The 19,541-nt window shown below is 62.7% G+C and carries 18 protein-coding genes; 9 read left to right on the top strand and 9 right to left on the bottom strand.

Translation table 11 applies throughout. The features are described from left to right. Window positions 1-214 precede the first annotated feature (214 nt). The 4 genes from FQ705_RS20885 (at window position 215) to FQ705_RS34155 (ending at window position 4,651) form a co-directional block, all read left to right on the top strand. Complete coding sequence (locus FQ705_RS20885) at window positions 215-1,360, top strand: homoserine O-acetyltransferase (protein ID WP_144143940.1); 1,146 nt, start codon at window positions 215-217, stop codon at window positions 1,358-1,360. Then, the gene (gene metW / locus FQ705_RS20880) at window positions 1,357-1,965 is read left to right on the top strand and encodes a methionine biosynthesis protein MetW (RefSeq protein WP_144143939.1); all 609 of its coding nucleotides are present in this window, start codon (window positions 1,357-1,359) and stop codon (window positions 1,963-1,965) included. The genes FQ705_RS20885 and metW overlap by 4 nt, the downstream gene beginning before the upstream one ends. A 14-nt stretch (window positions 1,966-1,979) precedes the next feature. Continuing rightward, entirely contained in the window at window positions 1,980-3,374 is a 1,395-nt protein-coding gene (locus FQ705_RS20875; RefSeq protein ID WP_144143938.1) for an AmpG family muropeptide MFS transporter, read from the top strand. Window positions 3,375-3,469: 95 nt separating this feature from the next. Beyond that, on the top strand, window positions 3,470-4,651 hold the full coding sequence (locus FQ705_RS34155) for a M48 family metallopeptidase (protein WP_409934727.1): 1,182 nt from the start codon (window positions 3,470-3,472) through the stop codon (window positions 4,649-4,651). 30 nt (window positions 4,652-4,681) lie between these two features. Here the strand turns inward: FQ705_RS34155 and FQ705_RS20865 are convergent, their stop codons facing one another. The 5 genes from FQ705_RS20865 to gatC all read right to left on the bottom strand — a co-directional run bounded on the left by FQ705_RS20865 (window position 4,682) and on the right by gatC (window position 9,776). After that, window positions 4,682-5,461 (bottom strand): exodeoxyribonuclease III, encoded by a 780-nt coding sequence (locus FQ705_RS20865; RefSeq protein WP_144143937.1) that lies wholly within the window; start codon window positions 5,459-5,461, stop codon window positions 4,682-4,684. Between the two features lie 48 nt (window positions 5,462-5,509). Beyond that, window positions 5,510-6,349, bottom strand: a complete 840-nt coding sequence (locus FQ705_RS20860; RefSeq protein WP_144143936.1) for a PPK2 family polyphosphate kinase — start codon at window positions 6,347-6,349, stop codon at window positions 5,510-5,512. Window positions 6,350-6,472: 123 nt separating this feature from the next. Beyond that, the gene (gene gatB / locus FQ705_RS20855) at window positions 6,473-7,948 is read right to left on the bottom strand and encodes an Asp-tRNA(Asn)/Glu-tRNA(Gln) amidotransferase subunit GatB (protein ID WP_144143935.1); all 1,476 of its coding nucleotides are present in this window, start codon (window positions 7,946-7,948) and stop codon (window positions 6,473-6,475) included. A gap of 5 nt (window positions 7,949-7,953) precedes the next feature. After that, on the bottom strand, window positions 7,954-9,441 hold the full coding sequence (gatA, locus tag FQ705_RS20850; protein WP_144143934.1) for an Asp-tRNA(Asn)/Glu-tRNA(Gln) amidotransferase subunit GatA: 1,488 nt from the start codon (window positions 9,439-9,441) through the stop codon (window positions 7,954-7,956). A gap of 35 nt (window positions 9,442-9,476) precedes the next feature. Further along, window positions 9,477-9,776, bottom strand: a complete 300-nt coding sequence (gene gatC / locus FQ705_RS20845; protein ID WP_144144362.1) for an Asp-tRNA(Asn)/Glu-tRNA(Gln) amidotransferase subunit GatC — start codon at window positions 9,774-9,776, stop codon at window positions 9,477-9,479. Window positions 9,777-10,154: 378 nt separating this feature from the next. Here gatC and FQ705_RS20840 point away from each other — a divergent pair, with 378 nt between their 5' ends. The 5 genes from FQ705_RS20840 to rodA all read left to right on the top strand — a co-directional run bounded on the left by FQ705_RS20840 (window position 10,155) and on the right by rodA (window position 16,681). Further along, the gene (locus FQ705_RS20840) at window positions 10,155-11,198 is read left to right on the top strand and encodes a rod shape-determining protein (RefSeq protein WP_004189550.1); all 1,044 of its coding nucleotides are present in this window, start codon (window positions 10,155-10,157) and stop codon (window positions 11,196-11,198) included. A gap of 154 nt (window positions 11,199-11,352) precedes the next feature. After that, complete coding sequence (gene mreC, locus FQ705_RS20835) at window positions 11,353-12,489, top strand: rod shape-determining protein MreC (protein WP_144143933.1); 1,137 nt, start codon at window positions 11,353-11,355, stop codon at window positions 12,487-12,489. Next, window positions 12,486-12,998, top strand: coding sequence for a rod shape-determining protein MreD (gene mreD / locus FQ705_RS20830; RefSeq protein ID WP_144143932.1), 513 nt, complete (start codon window positions 12,486-12,488; stop codon window positions 12,996-12,998). The genes mreC and mreD overlap by 4 nt, the downstream gene beginning before the upstream one ends. Window positions 12,999-13,143: 145 nt before the next feature. Further along, the gene (gene mrdA, locus FQ705_RS20825) at window positions 13,144-15,522 is read left to right on the top strand and encodes a penicillin-binding protein 2 (protein ID WP_144143931.1); all 2,379 of its coding nucleotides are present in this window, start codon (window positions 13,144-13,146) and stop codon (window positions 15,520-15,522) included. 10 nt (window positions 15,523-15,532) lie between these two features. Beyond that, entirely contained in the window at window positions 15,533-16,681 is a 1,149-nt protein-coding gene (gene rodA, locus FQ705_RS20820; RefSeq protein ID WP_144143930.1) for a rod shape-determining protein RodA, read from the top strand. An 87-nt stretch (window positions 16,682-16,768) separates the two neighbouring features. Here rodA and FQ705_RS20815 read toward each other — a convergent pair whose 3' ends face one another. The 4 genes from FQ705_RS20815 to queE all read right to left on the bottom strand — a co-directional run bounded on the left by FQ705_RS20815 (window position 16,769) and on the right by queE (window position 19,513). Further along, window positions 16,769-17,482 (bottom strand): tetratricopeptide repeat protein, encoded by a 714-nt coding sequence (locus tag FQ705_RS20815; RefSeq protein WP_144143929.1) that lies wholly within the window; start codon window positions 17,480-17,482, stop codon window positions 16,769-16,771. Next, window positions 17,479-18,261 (bottom strand): HpcH/HpaI aldolase family protein, encoded by a 783-nt coding sequence (locus tag FQ705_RS20810; protein ID WP_144143928.1) that lies wholly within the window; start codon window positions 18,259-18,261, stop codon window positions 17,479-17,481. Before FQ705_RS20810 ends, FQ705_RS20815 begins: the two co-directional genes overlap by 4 nt. A 166-nt stretch (window positions 18,262-18,427) precedes the next feature. Then, a complete protein-coding gene (queD, locus tag FQ705_RS20805) occupies window positions 18,428-18,871 on the bottom strand; it encodes a 6-carboxytetrahydropterin synthase QueD (RefSeq protein ID WP_144144360.1) in 444 nt (147 codons plus the stop codon). A 9-nt stretch (window positions 18,872-18,880) separates the two neighbouring features. Next, a complete protein-coding gene (queE, locus tag FQ705_RS20800) occupies window positions 18,881-19,513 on the bottom strand; it encodes a 7-carboxy-7-deazaguanine synthase (protein WP_144143927.1) in 633 nt (210 codons plus the stop codon). Window positions 19,514-19,541: the final 28 nt, after the last annotated feature.

Genomic DNA, 19,541 nt, shown 5'->3' with positions numbered 1-19,541 from the left:
CTGATTGCAGCACCCGGAGCACCTGAGGCGCCGCAATCGAACCATCATCACGCGCCGATTTGCTGACTCGATTGCGGGCGCGCGAGCCGTAGGGAATATGTCCCGCGGTTCACTACAAATGCGGCTAAAGAGGTCGTCAGCCGCGCACACAGTCTTTCCTCCGTGCCTTGCCGACGCCATCTAGCCGCCCTGTTTTTGTTAAATGGCGGAATGAATGGAATCGATCGGTATCGTCGCTCCCCAAAGCATGCATTTCACCGAGCCGCTGCAATTGCAGAACGGCAGCTCGCTCGCTGGTTACGACCTGATGGTCGAAACCTACGGCACGCTCAACGCCGCGCGTAGCAATGCGGTGCTGGTGTGTCATGCGCTCAACGCTTCGCATCACGTGGCGGGCGTGTACGCGGACAACCCGAAAGACGTCGGCTGGTGGGACAACATGGTGGGTCCGGGCAAACCGCTCGACACCAACAAGTTCTTCGTGATCGGCGTCAACAACCTGGGATCGTGCTTCGGCTCGACCGGGCCGATGAGCCTCGATCCGTCAACCGGCAAACCCTACGGCGCGGCGTTCCCCGTCGTCACGGTAGAAGACTGGGTCAACGCCCAGGCGCGCGTCGCCGACGAATTCGGCATCACCCGTTTCGCCGCGGTGATGGGCGGCAGCCTCGGCGGCATGCAGGCGCTCGCGTGGAGCACGATGTACCCGGAGCGCGTCGCACATTGCATCGTGGTCGCGTCCACGCCCAAGTTGTCGGCGCAGAACATCGCGTTCAACGAGGTGGCCCGCTCGGCGATTCTCTCGGACCCCGACTTCCACGGCGGCAACTACTACGCGCACGACGTGAAGCCGAAACGCGGCCTGCGCGTCGCGCGCATGATCGGCCACATCACGTATCTGTCGGACGACGATATGGCCGAGAAATTCGGCCGTTCGCTGCGGCGCGCGGAAGGCGCCGTGGATGCCTACAACTTCAACTTCGACGTCGAGTTCGAAGTGGAGTCGTACCTGCGCTATCAAGGCGACAAGTTCGCCGACTACTTCGACGCGAACACGTACCTGCTGATCACCCGCGCGCTCGACTACTTCGATCCGGCCAAGGCCTTCGACGGCGATCTGACAGCGGCGGTCGCGCACACCACGGCGAAATATCTGATCGCGAGTTTCACGACCGACTGGCGTTTCGCGCCGGCCCGTTCGCGCGAACTGGTGAAGGCGCTGCTCGACCACAAGCGCACGGTCACCTACGCGGAAATCGACGCGCCGCACGGCCACGACGCCTTCCTGCTCGACGACGCGCGCTATCACAACGTGATGCGCGCCTACTACGAACGTATTGCGAAGGAGGTGAACGCATGAACCAGCGTGCACTGGACTATTTGGCGCTGCGCCCGGACTTCCGCGCAATCGCCCGCTGGGTCGAACCGCGCGCCACCGTGCTCGATCTGGGCTGCGGCGACGGCTCGCTGCTCTCGCTCCTCACCGAAGAGCTGGACGTGCAGGGCTACGGCATCGAAATCAACGACGCGGGCGTGCTGGCGTCGACGCAAAACGGCGTCAACGTGATCCAGCAGAATCTGGAAGACGGCCTGCGCCTTTTCGAAGACGGCAGCTTCGATTTCGCCATCCTTTCGCAGACGCTGCAAACCATTCATCAGACGGCCGCGATCCTGCGTGAGACGGTCCGGGTCGGCAAGGAATGCATCGTGTCGTTCCCGAACTTCGGCTACTGGGCACACCGTCTGTCCGTGCTGCAAGGGCGTATGCCGGTGTCGAAGTCGCTGCCTTATCAGTGGCACAACACGCCGAACGTGCGGGTGCTGACGATCGAGGATTTCGAGGCGCTGGCGCCGGAAGTCGGCATCGAGATTCTCGACCGCGTCGTGCTCCACGAAGGTCAGGTGGTGCGGTGGGGCGTGAACTGGCGTGGTAGTCTTGCGGTCTATCGCGTCAAGAAAAGCTAACGCAAGTTATCCACATGTCGAACCCGCCGCACGAGGCGCCTGCACTTTCCGCTCACGAAGAACATCCCGGCTGGCGCGCGTTCCTGAATACGCGCATGCTGATCTGCGTCTTTCTCGGCTTCACGTCGGGATTGCCGCTGTTCACGCTCGTCTATCTGGTGCAGGCGTGGCTACGCTCCGAAGGCGTCAATCTGAAGGAAATCGGCCTTTTTGCGCTGATCCAGTTCCCCTACACCTGGAAATTCGTCTGGGCGCCGTTGATGGACCGCTACGTCCCGCGTTTTCCGGGCTGGCGTCCGGGCAGACGGCGCGGCTGGATGCTGGTCACGCAGATTCTGGTGGCGGGAGCGATCGCGACGCTCGGCTTCGTTTCGCCACGCGAATCGATCTGGACGGTGGCCGCGTTGACGGCGCTGGTCGCGTTTTTCGGCGCGAGCCAGGACATCGTGATCGACGCCTACCGGCGTGAACTGCTGAGCGATACGCAGCAAGGCCTCGGCAATGCAGTGCATGTGAACGCTTACAAGATCGCGGCGCTAGTGCCCGGCTCGCTCGCGTTGATTCTGTCCGACCATTTGCCGTGGAGCACCGTGTTCATCGTGACAGCTGCATTCATGCTGCCGGGCATGGTGATGACGCTGGTAGTGCGTGAGCCTGAAGTGCACGGCACACCGCCGAAGAATCTACGCGAGGCGATCACTCAGCCTTTCCGCGAATTCATTCAGCGTGACGGCTGGCGCGGCGCGCTGTTCGTGCTCGGCTTCATCTTTCTCTACAAACTCGGCGACACGATGGCGACCACGCTGTCCACGTCGTTCTTCCTCGATATCGGTTTTTCACGCACCCAGATCGGTGTGATCGCCAAGACCACTGCGTTCGGGGCGAGTCTGGCGGGCGGTATCGTCGGCGGCATCTGGCTGATGAAGATCGGCATTGGCCGCGGCCTGTGGATCTTCGGCATCCTGCAGATGGTCTCGACGCTCGGCTTCGCGTGGCTTGCGCATCTCGGGCCGGCATCGCCGGGGCTCGCCGCGATCTACGACATCGCCGTCGGAATCAGCCAGGGCACGACGAAGTTGCTCGCGCTGGTCGGCATCGATTGGGCCGTGCAGTTGGAGCCACGTTCTGTGGCGCTGGCACTTGTCTACGGTTTGGAAACCTTTGCCACCGGTCTGACGATGGCCGCGTTCACCGCCTATATCGCCAGCACGACCGACCCGCGCTACACCGCGACGCAGTTCGCGCTGTTCACGAGTCTTGCTTCGGTGCCGCGTACGCTGGCGTCTGCCGCCAGCGGCTATGTGGTCGCACAGATCGGCTGGTTTGAATACTTCCTCGTATGTACCGCGTTGGCGTTGCCCGGCATGCTGCTTCTGCTGCGCATCGCACCGTGGAGGACGCGGTCGTGACGTCGCTGTTCAAGAAGCTCGCGCCGGGCTCGCTTAAAGCTAAAGCCCGGCGTGGTTCGCTCAGGACGAGCCGCGTGGCACTGCACGCAGTCTGGATGTTCGGCTGCGCGAGCGTGGCGCTTGCCGTGCCGCTCGATGCTTACGCGACCGCCATGCCCGCTGTTGCCAACAGTGCGGCGGCAGCAGCGCCTGCGACGGCGGCGACCACGACAGCCCCAGCGGCAAAGTCCACCGCGACTTCAACGAGCCCGGAAAACGCGACCTCGGCGGCGCAAAGCGCGAACAGCGCGGGTAGCGCGCCGAGCAACGGCAACGCACCTGCGGCGGCCGCACCGACTTCAGCGACGCCAGCACCGCCTGCTCCAGTCACCGCCAGAACGCCCGCTGCAACTTCATCGCCGAACGCATCCGCCAAAGCGCCTGCCGCGCCGGCGATGCCCGCCGTACCCAACGCGTCGTACAGCCCGAACCCGCAGTTGCGTTTCGGCGGCTACCTCGTGTTCCGCAACCTGATCCCTTCACCGATGCTCGAGGCGCAAGCCGCCGAAGAGTTCAGCCAGATCGTCTACGGCGCACAACACGCGGACCGTCTGTATGCCGACACCGACGCGCACGTCACGCGCGTGCGCACGATCGTCGACAAGCTGATCCCGTACTCGTTGAAATGGAACGAGCGGGCCAGGAACTGGAAGTGGGAAGTGGCGGTGGTGAAGTCGCCCGACATCCGCATGTACTGTCTGCCGGGCGGCAAGATCGTCGTCTATGGCGGGCTGCTCGACCGGGCGCATCTGAACGACAACGAACTGGGCATGCTGATCGGGCACGAGATCGCCCATGCTTTGCGCGAGCATGCACGCGAACGTCTGGGCCAGTTGCAGGCGAGCCAGCTCGATTCGTCCGGCACGATTCCCCAGCTATTCGGACTCGCCGACCTGGGCGCGGCCCCGCTCGGCATCGGCTCGCGTCTGCTGGAAATGAAATACGAGAACACCGACGAAACCGAAGCCGACGTAATCGGCAGCGATATTGCCTCGCGCGCCGGTTACGACCCGCGCGCGGCGGTCACGCTGTGGGACAAACTCGCGCAGGCGACCCACAGCAACCGCGACCAGGGCTTCATCTACGTCCATCCGTATAACGCGGAGCGCCGTCAGGACATCATCAAGCGCTTGCCGGATATGCTGCCGCTCTATGCCAAGGCGATCGGCAAGAGCGTGGATTCGCTGCCGGACTACGCCGGCATGGGCCGCCCGCGCCGCAAGACGCCTCGCGATTAAGACGTACTCGCAACACGCTGCAGAAGCCGCTTACTTCTTGACCTTGTGGTCGTAATCGATGGTCAGCGGCGCGTGATCGCTGAACTTGATATCGCGGAACACGTCGGTGCGTTTCGCCTTGCTCGCGATACCCGGCGTCGCGATCTGATAATCGATCCGCCACCCGACGTTCTTCGCGTACGCCTGACCGCGATTGCTCCACCACGTGTACTGTTCCGGCCGCTGATCGAGCGTGCGGAACACGTCGACGTAGCCCACGTCGTCGAATAGCGTGTCGAGCCAGGCACGCTCTTCCGGCAAGCAACCCGAGTTCTTCTGGTTGCTCTTCCAGTTCTTGATGTCGATTTCCTTGTGCACGATGTTCACGTCACCGCACACGATCACTTCGCGTTCTTTCGCGAGTTCGGCGAGATGCGGCATGAACTCGGCCATAAAGCGGAATTTGGCCTGCTGACGCTCTTCGCCGCTCGAGCCCGAGGGCACATATACCGAAATCACCGAGAGCTCGCCGAAGCGCAACTCGACATAGCGCCCTTCCGGATCGAATTCCTCGCTACCGAAACCGATGATTACCTCATCCGGCTCGTGACGCGTGTAGACGCCCGCGCCGCTATAGCCCTTCTTCACCGCATGCTGAAAATAGCCGGTGAAATTGTGCGGCGCCATGAACTCCGGCGTCATGTCGTCTTGCGAGCATTTGATTTCCTGCACGCACAGCACGTCGGCTTTCTGTTCGCCGAACCAGTCGAAGAAACCCTTCTTTGCCGCTGAGCGAATGCCGTTCAGGTTGGCGGTAATCACACGCAACATGTCGTTCCTTTTATGTTCGATTCGTTGTCTGAGCGAAGGGCATCGAGATCACTCGACCTTGATGCCTTTCAGCGATTCTTTCGCGGGCGGATATTCGAGCTTCAGCGCTGCGAACGTCCGCAACAACAACTCCGCGACCATCACGTTGCGATGCGTCTTCGAATCGGCTGGAATTACGTACCAGGGCGCGTAATCGGTCGATGTCGCAGCGAGCGCGTCGCGATACGCCGACTGATATTTGTCCCACTGCTTGCGCGCTTCGAGATCGGCGACGTCGAATTTCCAGTGCTTGCTCGGATCGTCGATGCGCGCCTGCAGGCGCGCGCGCTGCTCGTCTTTCGAAATATGCAGCATGCACTTGATGATCGTCGTGCCGCTATCCGCGAGCAGTTCTTCGAATTGGCGAATGTGGCAGCAACGTTGCTCGAACGCCTTCGCGTCCAGAGCGCCGAGCACGGTCGGCACCAGCAGATCTTCGTAGTGGCTGCGATTGAAGATCGTTAATTCGCCGGCAGCAGGCGCTTGCGAATGCACGCGCCACAGAAAATCGTGCGCGAGCTCGACTGGCGTCGGCGCCTTGAAGGGCACGATGCGCAAGCCGAGCGGATCGACCTCATGGAACACTGCGCGGATCGTGCCGTCCTTGCCGCTCGTGTCCATACCCTGCAATACCAGCAGCACCCGACGCTCGCGCTGGGCGTGCAAACACTCCTGTTGCGTGTCGAGCTTATCGCCGATCTCCGACAGGCGCGCCTTGTCGGAATCTTTCGAGCCGGTGGAAAACGGCTTTGCGGACGGATCGAAATCGTCGAGCGAGAACTTGTCGTTCTTCTTGCCCTCGTCGAAATACGGCACGCGGAAATCGTCGAGTTCGGGTTGCTTCGCCATCCACATACTCCCTGATCTGCGTTAAAACGAGCCCGCCAAATAAAACGGGCCGTTGCCCCACTTTCGCTCCGGCAACAGCCCGCGTTGGCTCGAGCGCGCGCGCTCGAACCTTGCTCACTCGACTCAGGACAGCTTCTTCTTCAGCAGTTCGTTCACCTGCGCTGGATTGGCTTTGCCCTTGGTCGCCTTCATCGCCTGACCGATCAGTGCGTTGAAAGCCTTCTCCTTGCCGGCGCGGAATTCTTCGACCGACTTCGCATTGGCAGCCAGCACTTCGTCGATGATCGCTTCCAGCGCGCCGGTATCCGAAATCTGCTTGAGACCCTTCGCTTCGATGATGCGATCGGCGGCGGCTTCGTCGGTGGCTTTTTCTTCCCAGATCGCGAGGAAAATTTCCTTGGCGATCTTGTTCGAGATCGTGCCGTCTGCGATACGTTGCAGCAACAAGGCGAGTTGCGCCGACGACACCAGGCAATCGGCAATGTCGAGACCTTCGCGATTCAGTTGCGACGACACTTCGCCCATCAGCCAGTTCGCCGCGACCTTCGCGTTGGCCGGGCCAACTTTCACGACCACCGCTTCGTAATACGCGGCCATCGCCTTGCTCGACGTCAGCACGTTCGCGTCGTACGGCGTCAAGCCGTATTGCGTGACGAAGCGCTGCTGAATCGCCACCGGCAGTTCCGTCATCTCGCTCTTCACGCGCTCGACCCACGCCGCGTCGATCACGAGCGGCATCAGATCGGGATCGGGGAAATAGCGGTAATCGTGCGCGTCTTCCTTGCTGCGCATGGAGCGCGTTTCGCGCTTGTCCGGATCGTACAGACGCGTTTCCTGCACCACCGTGCCGCCGTCTTCGATCAACTCGATCTGACGACGCACTTCGTACTGGATCGCTTCTTCGAGAAAGCGGAACGAGTTCAGGTTTTTGATCTCGGCACGCGTGCCGAATTCCGCCTGACCGACCGGACGCACCGAGACGTTTGCGTCGCAACGGAAGGAGCCTTCCTGCATGTTGCCGTCGCAGATGCCGAGCCATGTGACGAGCGTATGCAGCGTCTTCGCGTAGGCAACCGCTTCAGCCGCACTGCGCATTTCCGGCTCGGTGACGATTTCGAGCAACGGCGTGCCGGCGCGATTCAGGTCGATGCCCGTCATGCCCGCGAAGTCTTCGTGCAGCGACTTGCCCGCGTCTTCCTCAAGGTGAGCGCGCGTCAGGTTGACGACCTTCTCGTACGCTTCCTTCCCCGCCTTTTCGTTGGCCGGCACCTGAATCGTCACCTGGCCGCCCTGCACCACGGGGATTTCGAACTGGCTGATCTGATAGCCCTTCGGCAGATCGGGGTAGAAATAATTCTTGCGCGCGAAGATGCTGCGCGACGCAACCGTCGCGCCGATCGCGAGACCGAACTGGATCGCACGTTCGACCGCGCCACGGTTCATCACCGGCAAGCTGCCCGGCAACGCCAGATCGACGGGGCAGGCTTGCGTGTTCGGCGCCGCGCCGAATTGCGTGGCGGCGCCCGAGAAAATCTTCGACTGCGTCGACAGTTGCGCGTGGGTCTCCAGACCGATCACGACTTCCCATTGCTTGGCCATGGTGCTCACACTCCCGCCGGTGCTTTGCGATGCCAGTCGGTCGCGCGTTGGAACGCGTCGGCCACCTGGAGCATCCGGGCTTCATTGAAATAGTTGCCGATGATCTGCAAACCCACCGGGCGCTGCGCATTCGCGCCCGCGCCGAAGCCGCACGGCACGCTCATGCCCGGCAAACCGGCGAGGCTCACCGACAGCGTGTAGATGTCGGCCAGATACATCTGTACCGGATCGTCGCCCTTCGCCCCGAGGTCCCACGCCACCGACGGCGCAACGGGCCCCATGATCACGTCGCACTGCTTGAACGCTTCCTGGAAGTCTTGCGCGATGATGCGGCGAATTTTTTGCGCCTGCAGGTAGTACGCGTCGTAGTAACCATGCGACAGCACGTACGCGCCGACCAGAATGCGGCGCTTCACTTCCGGGCCAAAACCTTCGGCCCGCGACTTCTTGTACATGTCGAGCAGATCGCGGTATTCAGCGGCGCGATGACCGAAGCGCACGCCGTCGAAACGCGACAGGTTCGACGACGCTTCCGCCGGCGCGATCACGTAGTACACCGGGATCGACAGTTCGGTTTTCGGCAGCGAGACGTCGACCAGCGTGGCGCCGAGCGCTTCGTATTGCTTGAGCGCGGCGTCGATCGAGGCACGCACGTCGTCGGCGAGACCCGCGCCGAAATACTCTTTCGGCAGGCCGATGCGCAAACCGGCGAGCGGCTTGCCGGCGTCGCCTTCTTTCCACGACTTGCCGAGGTAGCGCGTGTAGTCTTCGTCGTCGCGCACGAGGCTGGTCGAGTCGCGCTCGTCGAAGCCGGCCATGGCGTTGAGCAGCGCGGCGCAATCGGCGGCGCTTTGTGCCATCGGACCGCCCTGATCCAGCGACGACGCGAACGCGATCATGCCGTAACGCGAAACGCGACCGTAGGTCGGCTTGATACCGGTGATGCCCGAGAACGATGCCGGCTGACGGATCGAACCGCCGGTGTCCGTGCCGGTTGCAGCAGGCGCGAGACGCGCCGCCACGGCCGCTGCCGAACCGCCCGACGAACCGCCGGGCACCGCTTTAATGTCCCACGGATTCTGCACGGGACCAAAGTACGAATTCTCGTTGGACGAGCCCATCGCGAACTCGTCCATATTGGTCTTGCCCACGCAGACCATGCCGGCGTTCTGCAGACGCGCGACCACGGTTGCGTCGAACGGGCTTTCGTAGTTCGACAGCATCTTCGATCCGGCGGTAGAGCGCCAGCCCTTGGTGACGAACACGTCTTTGTGCGCGATCGGCACGCCGACCAGCGGGCCGGCGTGACCGGTGTGCAGCAGCGCGTCGGCGGCTTTCGCCTGCGCGAGCGTCAGATCGGGGTCGACCTGGATGAACGCGTTCAGGCTATTGGCGGCGTCGATCCGCTTGAGATAGAGCTGCGCCAGTTCGACTGCGGAGCATTCCTTGGCCGCCAGTGCGGCACGCAGTTCGGTCAGACTTTTTTCATGCATTGCGTTTTATCCTGAAGAGCGCGGCAGCGCGGGTCTTACTCGATCACCTTCGGCACGAGGTACAGGCCGTCTTGCACAGCCGGCGCCGGGCGCTGGAAAGCTTCGCGATCGACCGTTTCGCTTACCGCGTCGTCGCGCAGGCGCAGCGCGACGTCTTCGATCTGCTCGATCGGGTGGGCCAGTGGAGCGATGCCAGTGGTATCGACCGCCTGCATCTGTTCGACAAGGCCGAAAAAATCATTGAGCTGAACCAGCGTGTGCTCTGCGTCGGCGTCGGCCAGTTCGAGTCGCGCGAGGTGCGCGATGCGTTTAACATCGGTCAGGGTCAGGGCCATGCGATCACCGGAAAATGTGGTGGACCGCCGCAGCGGGAAAAAAACGATGCTGCGACAGTGGGTTGCGACGCTGGAGGAAGACCTCGAAAAAGGGGTCAGCGGAGGCAAAAAGTGCCACCTGTTTCCTTCAAAACAACCAAAATTATAAGGTATCATTACGCGTTCGACCCAAACCCGGACCGACTTACCAAGGCCTTTCGAACAATTTCCAAAGATCGTTCGGATTTTCTGACTTGGCCTTGCAACGGCCTCCGGTAGACTCCCTCGCAGCTTCAAGTTCCAGTGGCGCCGTTTCCGCCCGGCTGAGGCTGTTATTTTTTCCGCTGCCGCCCTGCGCATACATTGCGAGGCCCGGCCCCAAGCGAGACAGGATTTTGAATGTTCGGTTTTTTGCGCAGCTACTTCTCCAACGATCTGGCGATTGACCTCGGCACAGCCAACACGCTCATCTACATGCGTGGCAAGGGAATCGTTCTCGATGAACCGTCGGTGGTTTCGATCCGCCAGGAAGGCGGTCCCAACGGCAAGAAAACCATTCAGGCAGTCGGCAAGGAAGCCAAGCAGATGCTTGGCAAGGTGCCGGGCAACATCGAGGCGATCCGCCCGATGAAAGACGGCGTGATCGCCGACTTCACCGTCACCGAGCAGATGATCAAGCAGTTCATCAAGACAGCTCACGAATCGCGCATGTTCTCGCCGTCGCCGCGCATCATCATCTGCGTGCCGTGCGGTTCGACCCAGGTCGAACGTCGCGCCATCAAGGAAGCCGCGCACGGTGCGGGCGCTTCGCAGGTCTATCTCATTGAAGAACCCATGGCTGCGGCCATCGGTGCCGGCCTGCCGGTGTCGGAAGCCACGGGCTCGATGGTCGTCGACATCGGCGGCGGCACGACCGAAGTCGGCGTGATCTCGCTGGGCGGCATCGTGTATAAGGGCTCGGTGCGGGTTGGTGGCGACAAGTTCGACGAAGCGATCGTCAACTACATCCGCCGCAACTACGGCATGCTGATCGGCGAGCAAACCGCCGAAGCCATCAAGAAGGAAATCGGCTCCGCCTTCCCGGGTTCCGAAGTCAAGGAAATGGAAGTGAAGGGTCGCAATCTGTCGGAAGGCATTCCGCGCAGCTTCACCATCTCCAGCAACGAAATTCTCGAAGCCCTCACCGATCCGCTGAACCAGATCGTGTCGTCGGTGAAGATCGCGCTCGAACAAACCCCGCCGGAACTGGGCGCGGACATCGCCGAGCGCGGCATGATGCTCACCGGCGGTGGCGCACTGCTGCGCGATCTGGACCGCCTGCTCGCCGAAGAAACCGGCTTGCCGGTGCTCGTCGCCGAAGACCCGCTGACCTGCGTTGTGCGCGGTTCGGGCATGGCGCTCGAACGCATGGACAAGCTGGGCAGCATCTTCTCGTACGAGTAAGCGAGCCCCGTCTCCATGTCAGTAGCGCGGATCTGGCACACGGCCCCTTGCGGGCCGGTTTGCCATTGGCTGGGCCAACCAGCCGCCGCACGCTGAGCGCGCGTTCCTCGCGCGCCGCCGTCTCACCCAACCGCTCACGCCCCCGGCGCCGACCATGGAATACAGTCCGCCGCCCCTGTTCAAGCAAGGCCCTTCCGCCCTCGCCCGACTGGTGTTTTTTGTCTTGCTGGCGCTGGCCCTGCTGATCTCCGACGCACGCTTCAAAACGCTCGAAATCGTTCGCGGCGTGCTCGGCGCGGGTCTTTATCCGTTGCAACGCGCGGCGCTCGTGCCGCGCGACATCTTCATGGGCGCCGCCGATCTGGCCGTGACCAGCGCCACGCTGCGTAGCGAAAACGACAAGTTGCGTACCAAAGACCTGCAGCTTTCGCAGCAGGCCAATACGGCCGCTGGGCTGGCTGCGGAAAACGCCCATTTGCGCGCGCTGCTGCAACTCTCGCAGCGCTCGACCACCGAATCGCTGCCCGCCGAAATCCAGTACGACACGCGCGATCCGTTCACACAGAAGGTCGTGATCGGCCGTGGCGCGCAGCAGGGCATCCAGAACGGTTCACCGGTCGTCAACGAAGACGGCGTGATTGGCCAGGTGACGCGTGTGTTCCCGCTGCAGGCCGAAGTAACGTTGCTCACCGACAAAGATCAGGCCGTGCCCGTGCAGATCGTGCGAACCGGTTTGCGTAGCGTGATTTACGGTACGCCGAAAGGCGACACGCTCGATCTGCGCTTCGTGCCGATCAGCGCCGACGTGCAAACCGGCGACGAACTCGTCACGAGCGGACTCGACGGCGTGTATCCGCCGGGGCTGCCGGTCGCCAAAGTCGTGCGGGTCGACAAGCAAGCCGACACGGCCTTCGCCCGCGTGATCTGCCTGCCGATCGCACCGGTGCGCGGCGCGCGTCAGTTGCTGGTGCTGCACTACGTGAACAATGTGCCGCCGCGCCCGCCCGAAGAGCCCGATGCCGCGACGGTAGCAAAAGAAGCCAAAGCGAAAAAGGGCGGCAAAGCGCCTGACGCCAAGGCTGCGGCGGATAAAGCCCCGGTTAAGCCGGGTGAAAAGCCCGCAGCCGAGAAACCCGCTGCGGTCCAAAAACCGACCACGGGCAAAACCGCCGACAAAGCGCCCGCCAAGCCAGCGACGACGACGGCTGCGGAGAAAAAATCCGCCACCGAGAAAAAACCGGCCGCCGACAAGACCGCGAAGCCGCAAGCCACGCCGGGGGCACAACCATGAACCGTCCGCAATACATCCTGCAGCCGGTCAATCCGTACTTCATTTCGTTCAGCCTCGCCGCGGCGTTCCTGCTGAATCTGATGCCGTGGGGACGCCTCGCCGGCGTGCCCGACTTCGTCGCGCTCGTGCTGCTCTTCTGGAACGTGCACCAGCCGCGCAAAGTCGGCATGGGCATCGCGTTTTCGCTCGGTTTGTTGATGGACGTGCATAACGCCAGCCTGCTCGGCGAGCACGCACTGGCCTACACGTTGTTGTCGTATGGCGCGATCACGATTCATCGCCGGGTGCTGTGGATGTCGCTCGGCGTGCAGACCTTCGCGGTTATGCCGCTGCTCGTCGTCGCGCAACTGGTCCCGTTCGTGACCCGCCTGCTGACGGGCGCGGCGTTTCCGGGCTGGGGTTATCTGATCGACGGTTTCGTCGAAGCCGCGCTGTGGCCGATCGCCAGCGTGCTCCTGTTGATGCCGCAGCGGCGCCCGGCCGATCCTGACGATACGCGGCCGATTTGATCCGCACCGAGCCTGCCGGCGGTTCCGACGGAATGGAACCCGCGCCGTCGGCCCGCGCGATGCGCAACGCTCCTCATGCCTCCCGGTTCCGGCCGGTTTAGGCGCACACTCATGATGGCCGTCAGCCGGCCTTTTGCAGAATCGCATGACCGAATTCAAGGACACTCAGCAACAGCTCACGAAGTTCCGCCTGCGCGTCGCGGCGGCGGGCCTGTTCGTGTTCGTCTGTTTCGGGCTGATCGGCTTCCGTTTCCTGTATCTGCAGGTGTGGCACTACAGCAAATACTCGCTGCAGGCCGATGAAAACCGCATTTCCGTCGCGCCGATCGTGCCGAACCGCGGCATCATTACGGACCGTAACGGCGTGGTGCTGGCCAAGAACTACTCGGCCTACACGCTGGAAATCACGCCCTCGAAGCTGAACGACTCGCTCGAAAACGTGATCGACAGCCTGGCCACGGTGGTGTCGATCGACGCTCGCGACCGCCGTCGCTTCAAGAAGCTGCAGGAAGACTCGAAAAACTTCGAGAGCCTGCCGATCCGCACCCGTCTGACCGACGACGAAGTCGCGCGCTTCACCGCACAGCGCTTCCGTTTCCCCGGCGTGGAAGTGCGCGCGCGCCTGTTCCGCCAATATCCGCTCGGGCCGACTGCGGCACACGTGATCGGCTACATCGGGCGGATTTCGCAGCGCGATCAGGACCGCATCGACGACGCCAGCGACCAGAACGACAGCGACCCGGACCACTACGATCCGCGTCTGGACGCGAACAACTACAAAGGCACGGACTATATCGGCAAGATCGGCGTCGAGCAGAGTTATGAGACCGAGTTGCACGGCCAGACCGGTTTCGAAGAAGTGGAAGTGACGGCAGGCGGCCGCCCGGTGCGCACCTTGTCGCGCACACAGGCGACGCCCGGCAACAACCTGGTTTTGTCGCTCGATATCGGTTTACAGCAGGTCGCCGAGCAGGCATTCGCGGGCCGCCGCGGCGCGTTGGTCGCGATCGAACCGGCCACCGGCGACGTGCTCGCCTTCGTGTCGGCACCGAGCTTCGACCCGAATTCGTTCGTCGACGGTATCGACCAGCAGACCTGGGACGACCTCAACAACTCGCCGGACCACCCGTTGCTGAACCGTCCGTTGCACGGCACCTATCCGCCGGGCTCGACCTACAAGCCGTTCATGGCCCTCGCCGCGCTGACGCTGCACAAACGCACGCCGGGCTGGGGCTTCCAGGATCCGGGCTCATACACGTTCGGTGGCCACACGTTCCGCAACGACGTGCGCTCGGGTCAGGGTTGGGTCGACATGAACCGCGCGATCGTGGTGTCGAACGACACGTATTTCTACATGCTCGCGCACGATCTCGGCGTGAACAACATCGCCAACTTCATGAAACCGTGGGGTTTCGGCCAGATCACCGGCATCGACATTTCGGGCGAGGCGCGCGGCATCCTGCCGTCGACGGAATGGAAGCGCAAGGCGTATAAAAAGCCCGAGCAGCAGCGCTGGTATGAAGGCGAAACGATCAGCCTCGGCATCGGCCAGGGCTACAACTCGTTCACCATTCTTCAATTGGCGCACGCTACGGCGACGCTCGCCAACAACGGCGTCGTGATGAAGCCGCACCTCGTGCGCGACATCGAGAATCCGATCACGAAAGACACGCGCGCCGTCGTACGCGATCCGAGCGACAAGATCGCCGTGAAGCAGTCGGACATCGACTTCATCAAGCACGCGATGGAAGGCGTCGTGACCAACGGCACGGCGTCGAAACTGTTCATCGGCGCGCAGTACCAGGCGGCCGGCAAGACCGGTACGGCGCAGGTCTACTCCCTGCAGGGTGCGAACTACAAGGGTCACGCGGTCGCCGAACATCTGCGCGACCACGCGCTCTTCATCGCCTTCGCGCCGGTCGAAAATCCCAGGATCGCGCTCGCGCTCATCGTCGAAAATGGCGGCTGGGGTGCAGAATCCGCCGGCCCGATTGCGCGCAAGGTGCTCGATTACTACCTCGTCGGCAAGAACAAGCCGGGCGCTCAAGCGGCGGCGATCGAAGCGGCGGCCTCGGCAACTCAGGACGCTTCCGCACCGGAAGTCGGCGACGCGCCGGCGCCGGCGGAAACCGTGCAGCCGGTGAAGGTCGCAGCGGGCTTCACCGCGTTGCCGATTCCCGGCGCGGCTTCGGCGGCAGCGGCGGCTTCCGCGGCAGCGGCCGCATCCGCGGCGGAGGCGGCGTCCGCGCCAGCGGCGACGTCGGCTCCGGCGGTCGTCGCGCCATCGCCGGCCGGAACGAAAACGAAGACGGCCACCGCGAAACCGTCGGCCGCTTCCGCCACGGGCGTCACGCCGGCCTCCGCGTCCGCCGCCGCAAAGAATTCCACGTCGCGTAAATCCGGCGTCCCGCATAAACCCCGTCCCGCTAGCGAACCGGCGCCGACCGCCGCCGCCCCGTCACGCGACGACGGCATTGAAGCCACGTCGCCACGCCAGCCGGTTTCCGGCGGCATCGACGAGTAAGGAGAAAGGCATGCAATTCGACAAGCGCGCCTGGATCGACCGCATCAAGAAGATGTTCGCGGGCTTCGATCGCCCGCTCGCATTGATCGTGTTTCTGCTGCTGTGCGTCGGTATCGTCACGCTGTACAGCGCGAGTCTCGATGTTCCCGGCCGTGTGGAAGACCAGTTGCGCAACATCCTGCTGACCTTCGTGCTGATGTGGGGGCTCGCCAACGTGCCACCCACCACGCTGATGCGATTCGCGGTCCCGCTCTACACCTTCGGGCTCGCGTTACTGGTAGCGGTCGCGATGTTCGGTCTCACGCGCAAAGGCGCAAAGCGTTGGATCAATGTCGGCGTGGTGATCCAGCCTTCGGAAATCCTGAAGATCGCCACGCCGCTGATGCTTGCCTGGTACTACCAGCGTCGCGAAGGCGTGATGCGTTGGTATGACTATCTGGTCGGCTTCGTGATCCTCGTCGTGCCGGTCGGCCTGATTGCCAAGCAGCCTGACCTTGGGACTGCCGTGCTGGTGTTCGCGGCGGGTCTCTTCGTGATCTACTTCGCGGGCCTGAGTTTCAAGCTGATCGTGCCGGTGCTGGTCGCGTGCGTGATCGCGGTTGCTGCCATTGCGACGTTCCAGGACAAGATCTGCCAGCCCGAAGTGCAATGGCCGCTGATGCACGATTATCAGAAGCACCGTATCTGTACGCTGCTCGACCCGACCTCCGATCCACTCGGCAAGGGCTTTCACACGATTCAGGCGGTGATTGCGATCGGTTCCGGCGGACCGCTTGGCAAGGGTTGGCTGAAGGGCACGCAGGCGCATCTGGAATTCATTCCCGAGAAGCACACCGACTTCATTTTCGCGGTGTTCTCCGAGGAGTTCGGCCTCGCGGGCGGCGTCGTGCTGCTCACGTTGTACATGCTGCTGATAGCGCGCGGACTTTACATCGCAGCCAATGGCGCGACGCTATTCGGGCGATTATTGGCCGGCTCGCTGACCATGGCCTTCTTCACCTACGCGTTCGTCAACATCGGCATGGTGAGCGGCATCCTGCCGGTGGTCGGCGTGCCTTTGCCGTTCATGAGCTATGGCGGCACGGCACTCACCACGCTGGGCGTCGCGATCGGCCTGATCATGAGCATCGCGCGACAGAAGCGCTTGATGCAGAGTTAGCTTCGCCAGGCGCGTTACGATTCTGAAAAGCAAAAGGGGCGCACCATCCGGTGCGCCCCTTTTTCGTTTGCCGTCGCGTGAAAAGCGTTACTGCGGCTTCACTTCCTTCTGATCCCGCAATTGCGCGCTCAGTTGCTGATACTTCAGACGCGCCGCCGGATCGCCCTGCGCCGCTGCCGCAGCATAGTAAGCGCGCGCCACGTTCAGATTCTTCTCGACGCCATCACCGCCGCGTTCATAGAACGAGCCGGCGACGTATTGCGCAGTCATATCGCCGCCTTCCGCCGCTTTCTTGTACCAGACGAACGCCTGCTTATTGTCGCGCCCGGTGCCGCGTCCATCGAGGAACTGGTTGGCCAGCGCGAGTTCCGCCTGCACGTGTCCCTGCTGCGCGGCCTTGAGGAACCATCGATGCGCTTCGGTCGGATCGCGCTCGACGAACTCGCCGTCGTCATACATCTTGCCGTACACGTATTGAGCGTGTGACATGTTGGCGTCGGCGGCCTTGCGCAGCCATTTCTTGCCCTCGTCGACGTTGGCGGTCGTGCCTTCGCCGTTGAGCAGCATCATCGCGTAGTTGAATTCGGCGAGCCGGCTGCCGTGCTCAGCGGCTTTGCGAAACTCGGCCAGCGCCGCGCCCATATTCCCGGCGTTGTAATCGGCGACCGCCGTTTGTGTTTCCGGATCGTTCGATTTGGCAGGCCGATCCTGCGCATAAGCAGAGACACCGATCGTCACGCTCGCCATCAACGCCGCAGTCACTGCCAGACGCACCGCGACGCACTGCACCATCCCCTTCATGACCTCACCTCCTGCAACGCCTGGCGAGTTGCGCGCAACATCCACATGACGTCGGCGGCCAGAGCGATAAATCGAAAACCCACATCGCGATGCAGCTTCGCACTCGCGACGTCCATAGCGAAAATACCGGCAGCAATGCCGGCTTTGTCCGCGGCGCTGACGATACGCGCCATCGCCGCCTGCACGTCGGCGTGCTTCGAATCGCCGAGATGACCGAGGCTCGCGGCCAGGTCGGCCGGTCCGACGAACAGGCAATCCACGCCCGGCGTCGCCGCGATTTTTTCCACTTCCTGCAAGCCGCGCGCCGACTCGATCTGCACGATGGTCGCAATCTGCGCATTGGCGGTTTGTACGTAGTCGCGCCGCATGCCGTAGGCCGCCGCGCGCACCACGCCGGCGACGCCGCGCTGACCGTCGAGTGCGTCCGCTGTCGGATATTGCGTGAGACGCACGGCGTGCGCCGCTTCCTCGGCGGACTCGATATTCGGGAACATCAGCGTACGCGCGCCGGCGTCCAGCACGCGTTTGACAAGCCATCCCTCGCTGGACGGCACGCGCACCACCGGCTCGCTCGGCAGATGCGCGGCGGCAATCGCGCGCAATTGCGAGGCGACGTCGGCGCTGTCGTTCGGTGCGTGCTCCATGTCGATCAGCAGCCAGTCGTAACCGGCATGCGCGAGCGCCTCGGCGGCGGCGTCGCTACCGAGCGAAAGCCACAGCCCGAATAACGGATCGGTTTCCTTCAGGCGTTGCTTGAGGGTATTGGTGAAGGTGCTCATCGCCACGCTCCCGGGCGGTGGCCTGTGAGCCTGTTGCGGCGCAATGCGGTGACCGGCATGTCTCGCTCCGTGTGGTTATCGGAGCGATCATACCGTGACAATAACGGGAGGGTTGGACGGCCCCGGAAGGGGACGTCCTATCGTGCTGTGCGCGTAAGCCGGAGGCCTAGTCGCGGACTACGTCGGCCCAGCAGTTCGGCGTCTCGAACAGACGCAGCTTGTGCAGGCGCAGATTGACGCCGTAGTGCGCGTCGTAGACGTTCGCGAGGATGTCGAACGCGACGGCGGCAAGATTTTCCACGGTAGGGATGCGGTCGAGCACGACCGTCTTGTGACCGGCCATGGTCTCCAGAAAGCCACGCACTTGCGCGTCACCTTCGAAGACGAGGAATGCGTGGTCCCATTTGTCGACCAGATGCTCGACGGCGAGCGACTTCACGTCGGCGAAGTCCATCACCATGCCGCGATCGGGCGCGCCTTCGGTGTCGACCAGATCGCCTTGCAGCGTGATTTCGAGCACGTAGCGATGCCCGTGCAGATTACGGCACTGGCTGCGGTGATCGGGGATGCGGTGACCCGCGTCGAATTCGAGTTTTCGTGTAATCGTCAGCACGGCAAATCAGGGAATGTTCAGATACTTGTGGGTCTGCATCGACAGGCGCCATTGCGGATGACGTTTGCACCAGTCGATCGCGAGTTTGGTGTTGAGATCGCGCGACGGGCCGTCCATCGGCTGGACGAGGAAATACTCGAAGTCGAGCTTCGCATACTCGGACAGACGTTGATTGTCTTGCGGAATCACGACCTTCAGTTCGTTGCCCTTGGTCACGACGAGCGGCGCGTCGGCTTTCGGGCTCACGCAAATCCAGTCGATCGTCTCGAGCACCGGCAGCGAGCCGTTGGTTTCGATGGCGATTTCAAAGCCGGCGGCATGCAGCGCGTCGACCAGCGGCTGATCGATCTGCAACATCGGTTCGCCGCCGGTGCAGACGACGAAACGTTCGCCCTCGCCTTCCGGCCATTGCGACGCGATCATCTGCACGAGGTCTTCAGCCGTGCGGTACTTACCGCCGTTCTCACCGTCGGTGCCGACGAAGTCCGTATCGCAGAAGCGGCACACCGCTTCCGCGCGATCTTCTTCGCGGCCCGACCACAGATTGCAGCCGGCGAAGCGGCAAAACACGGCCGGGCGCCCGGCATTCGCGCCCTCGCCTTGCAACGTGTAGAAGATTTCCTTGACCGCGTACGTCATGCTGCTTTCTGCCTTTGTGTTCCTGAAA

The sequence above is a fragment of the Paraburkholderia sp. BCC1884 genome (assembly GCF_900996225.1).
Taxonomy (GTDB): Bacteria; Pseudomonadota; Gammaproteobacteria; order Burkholderiales; family Burkholderiaceae; genus Paraburkholderia.
This window is presented reverse-complemented; position numbering and strand designations above follow the sequence as displayed.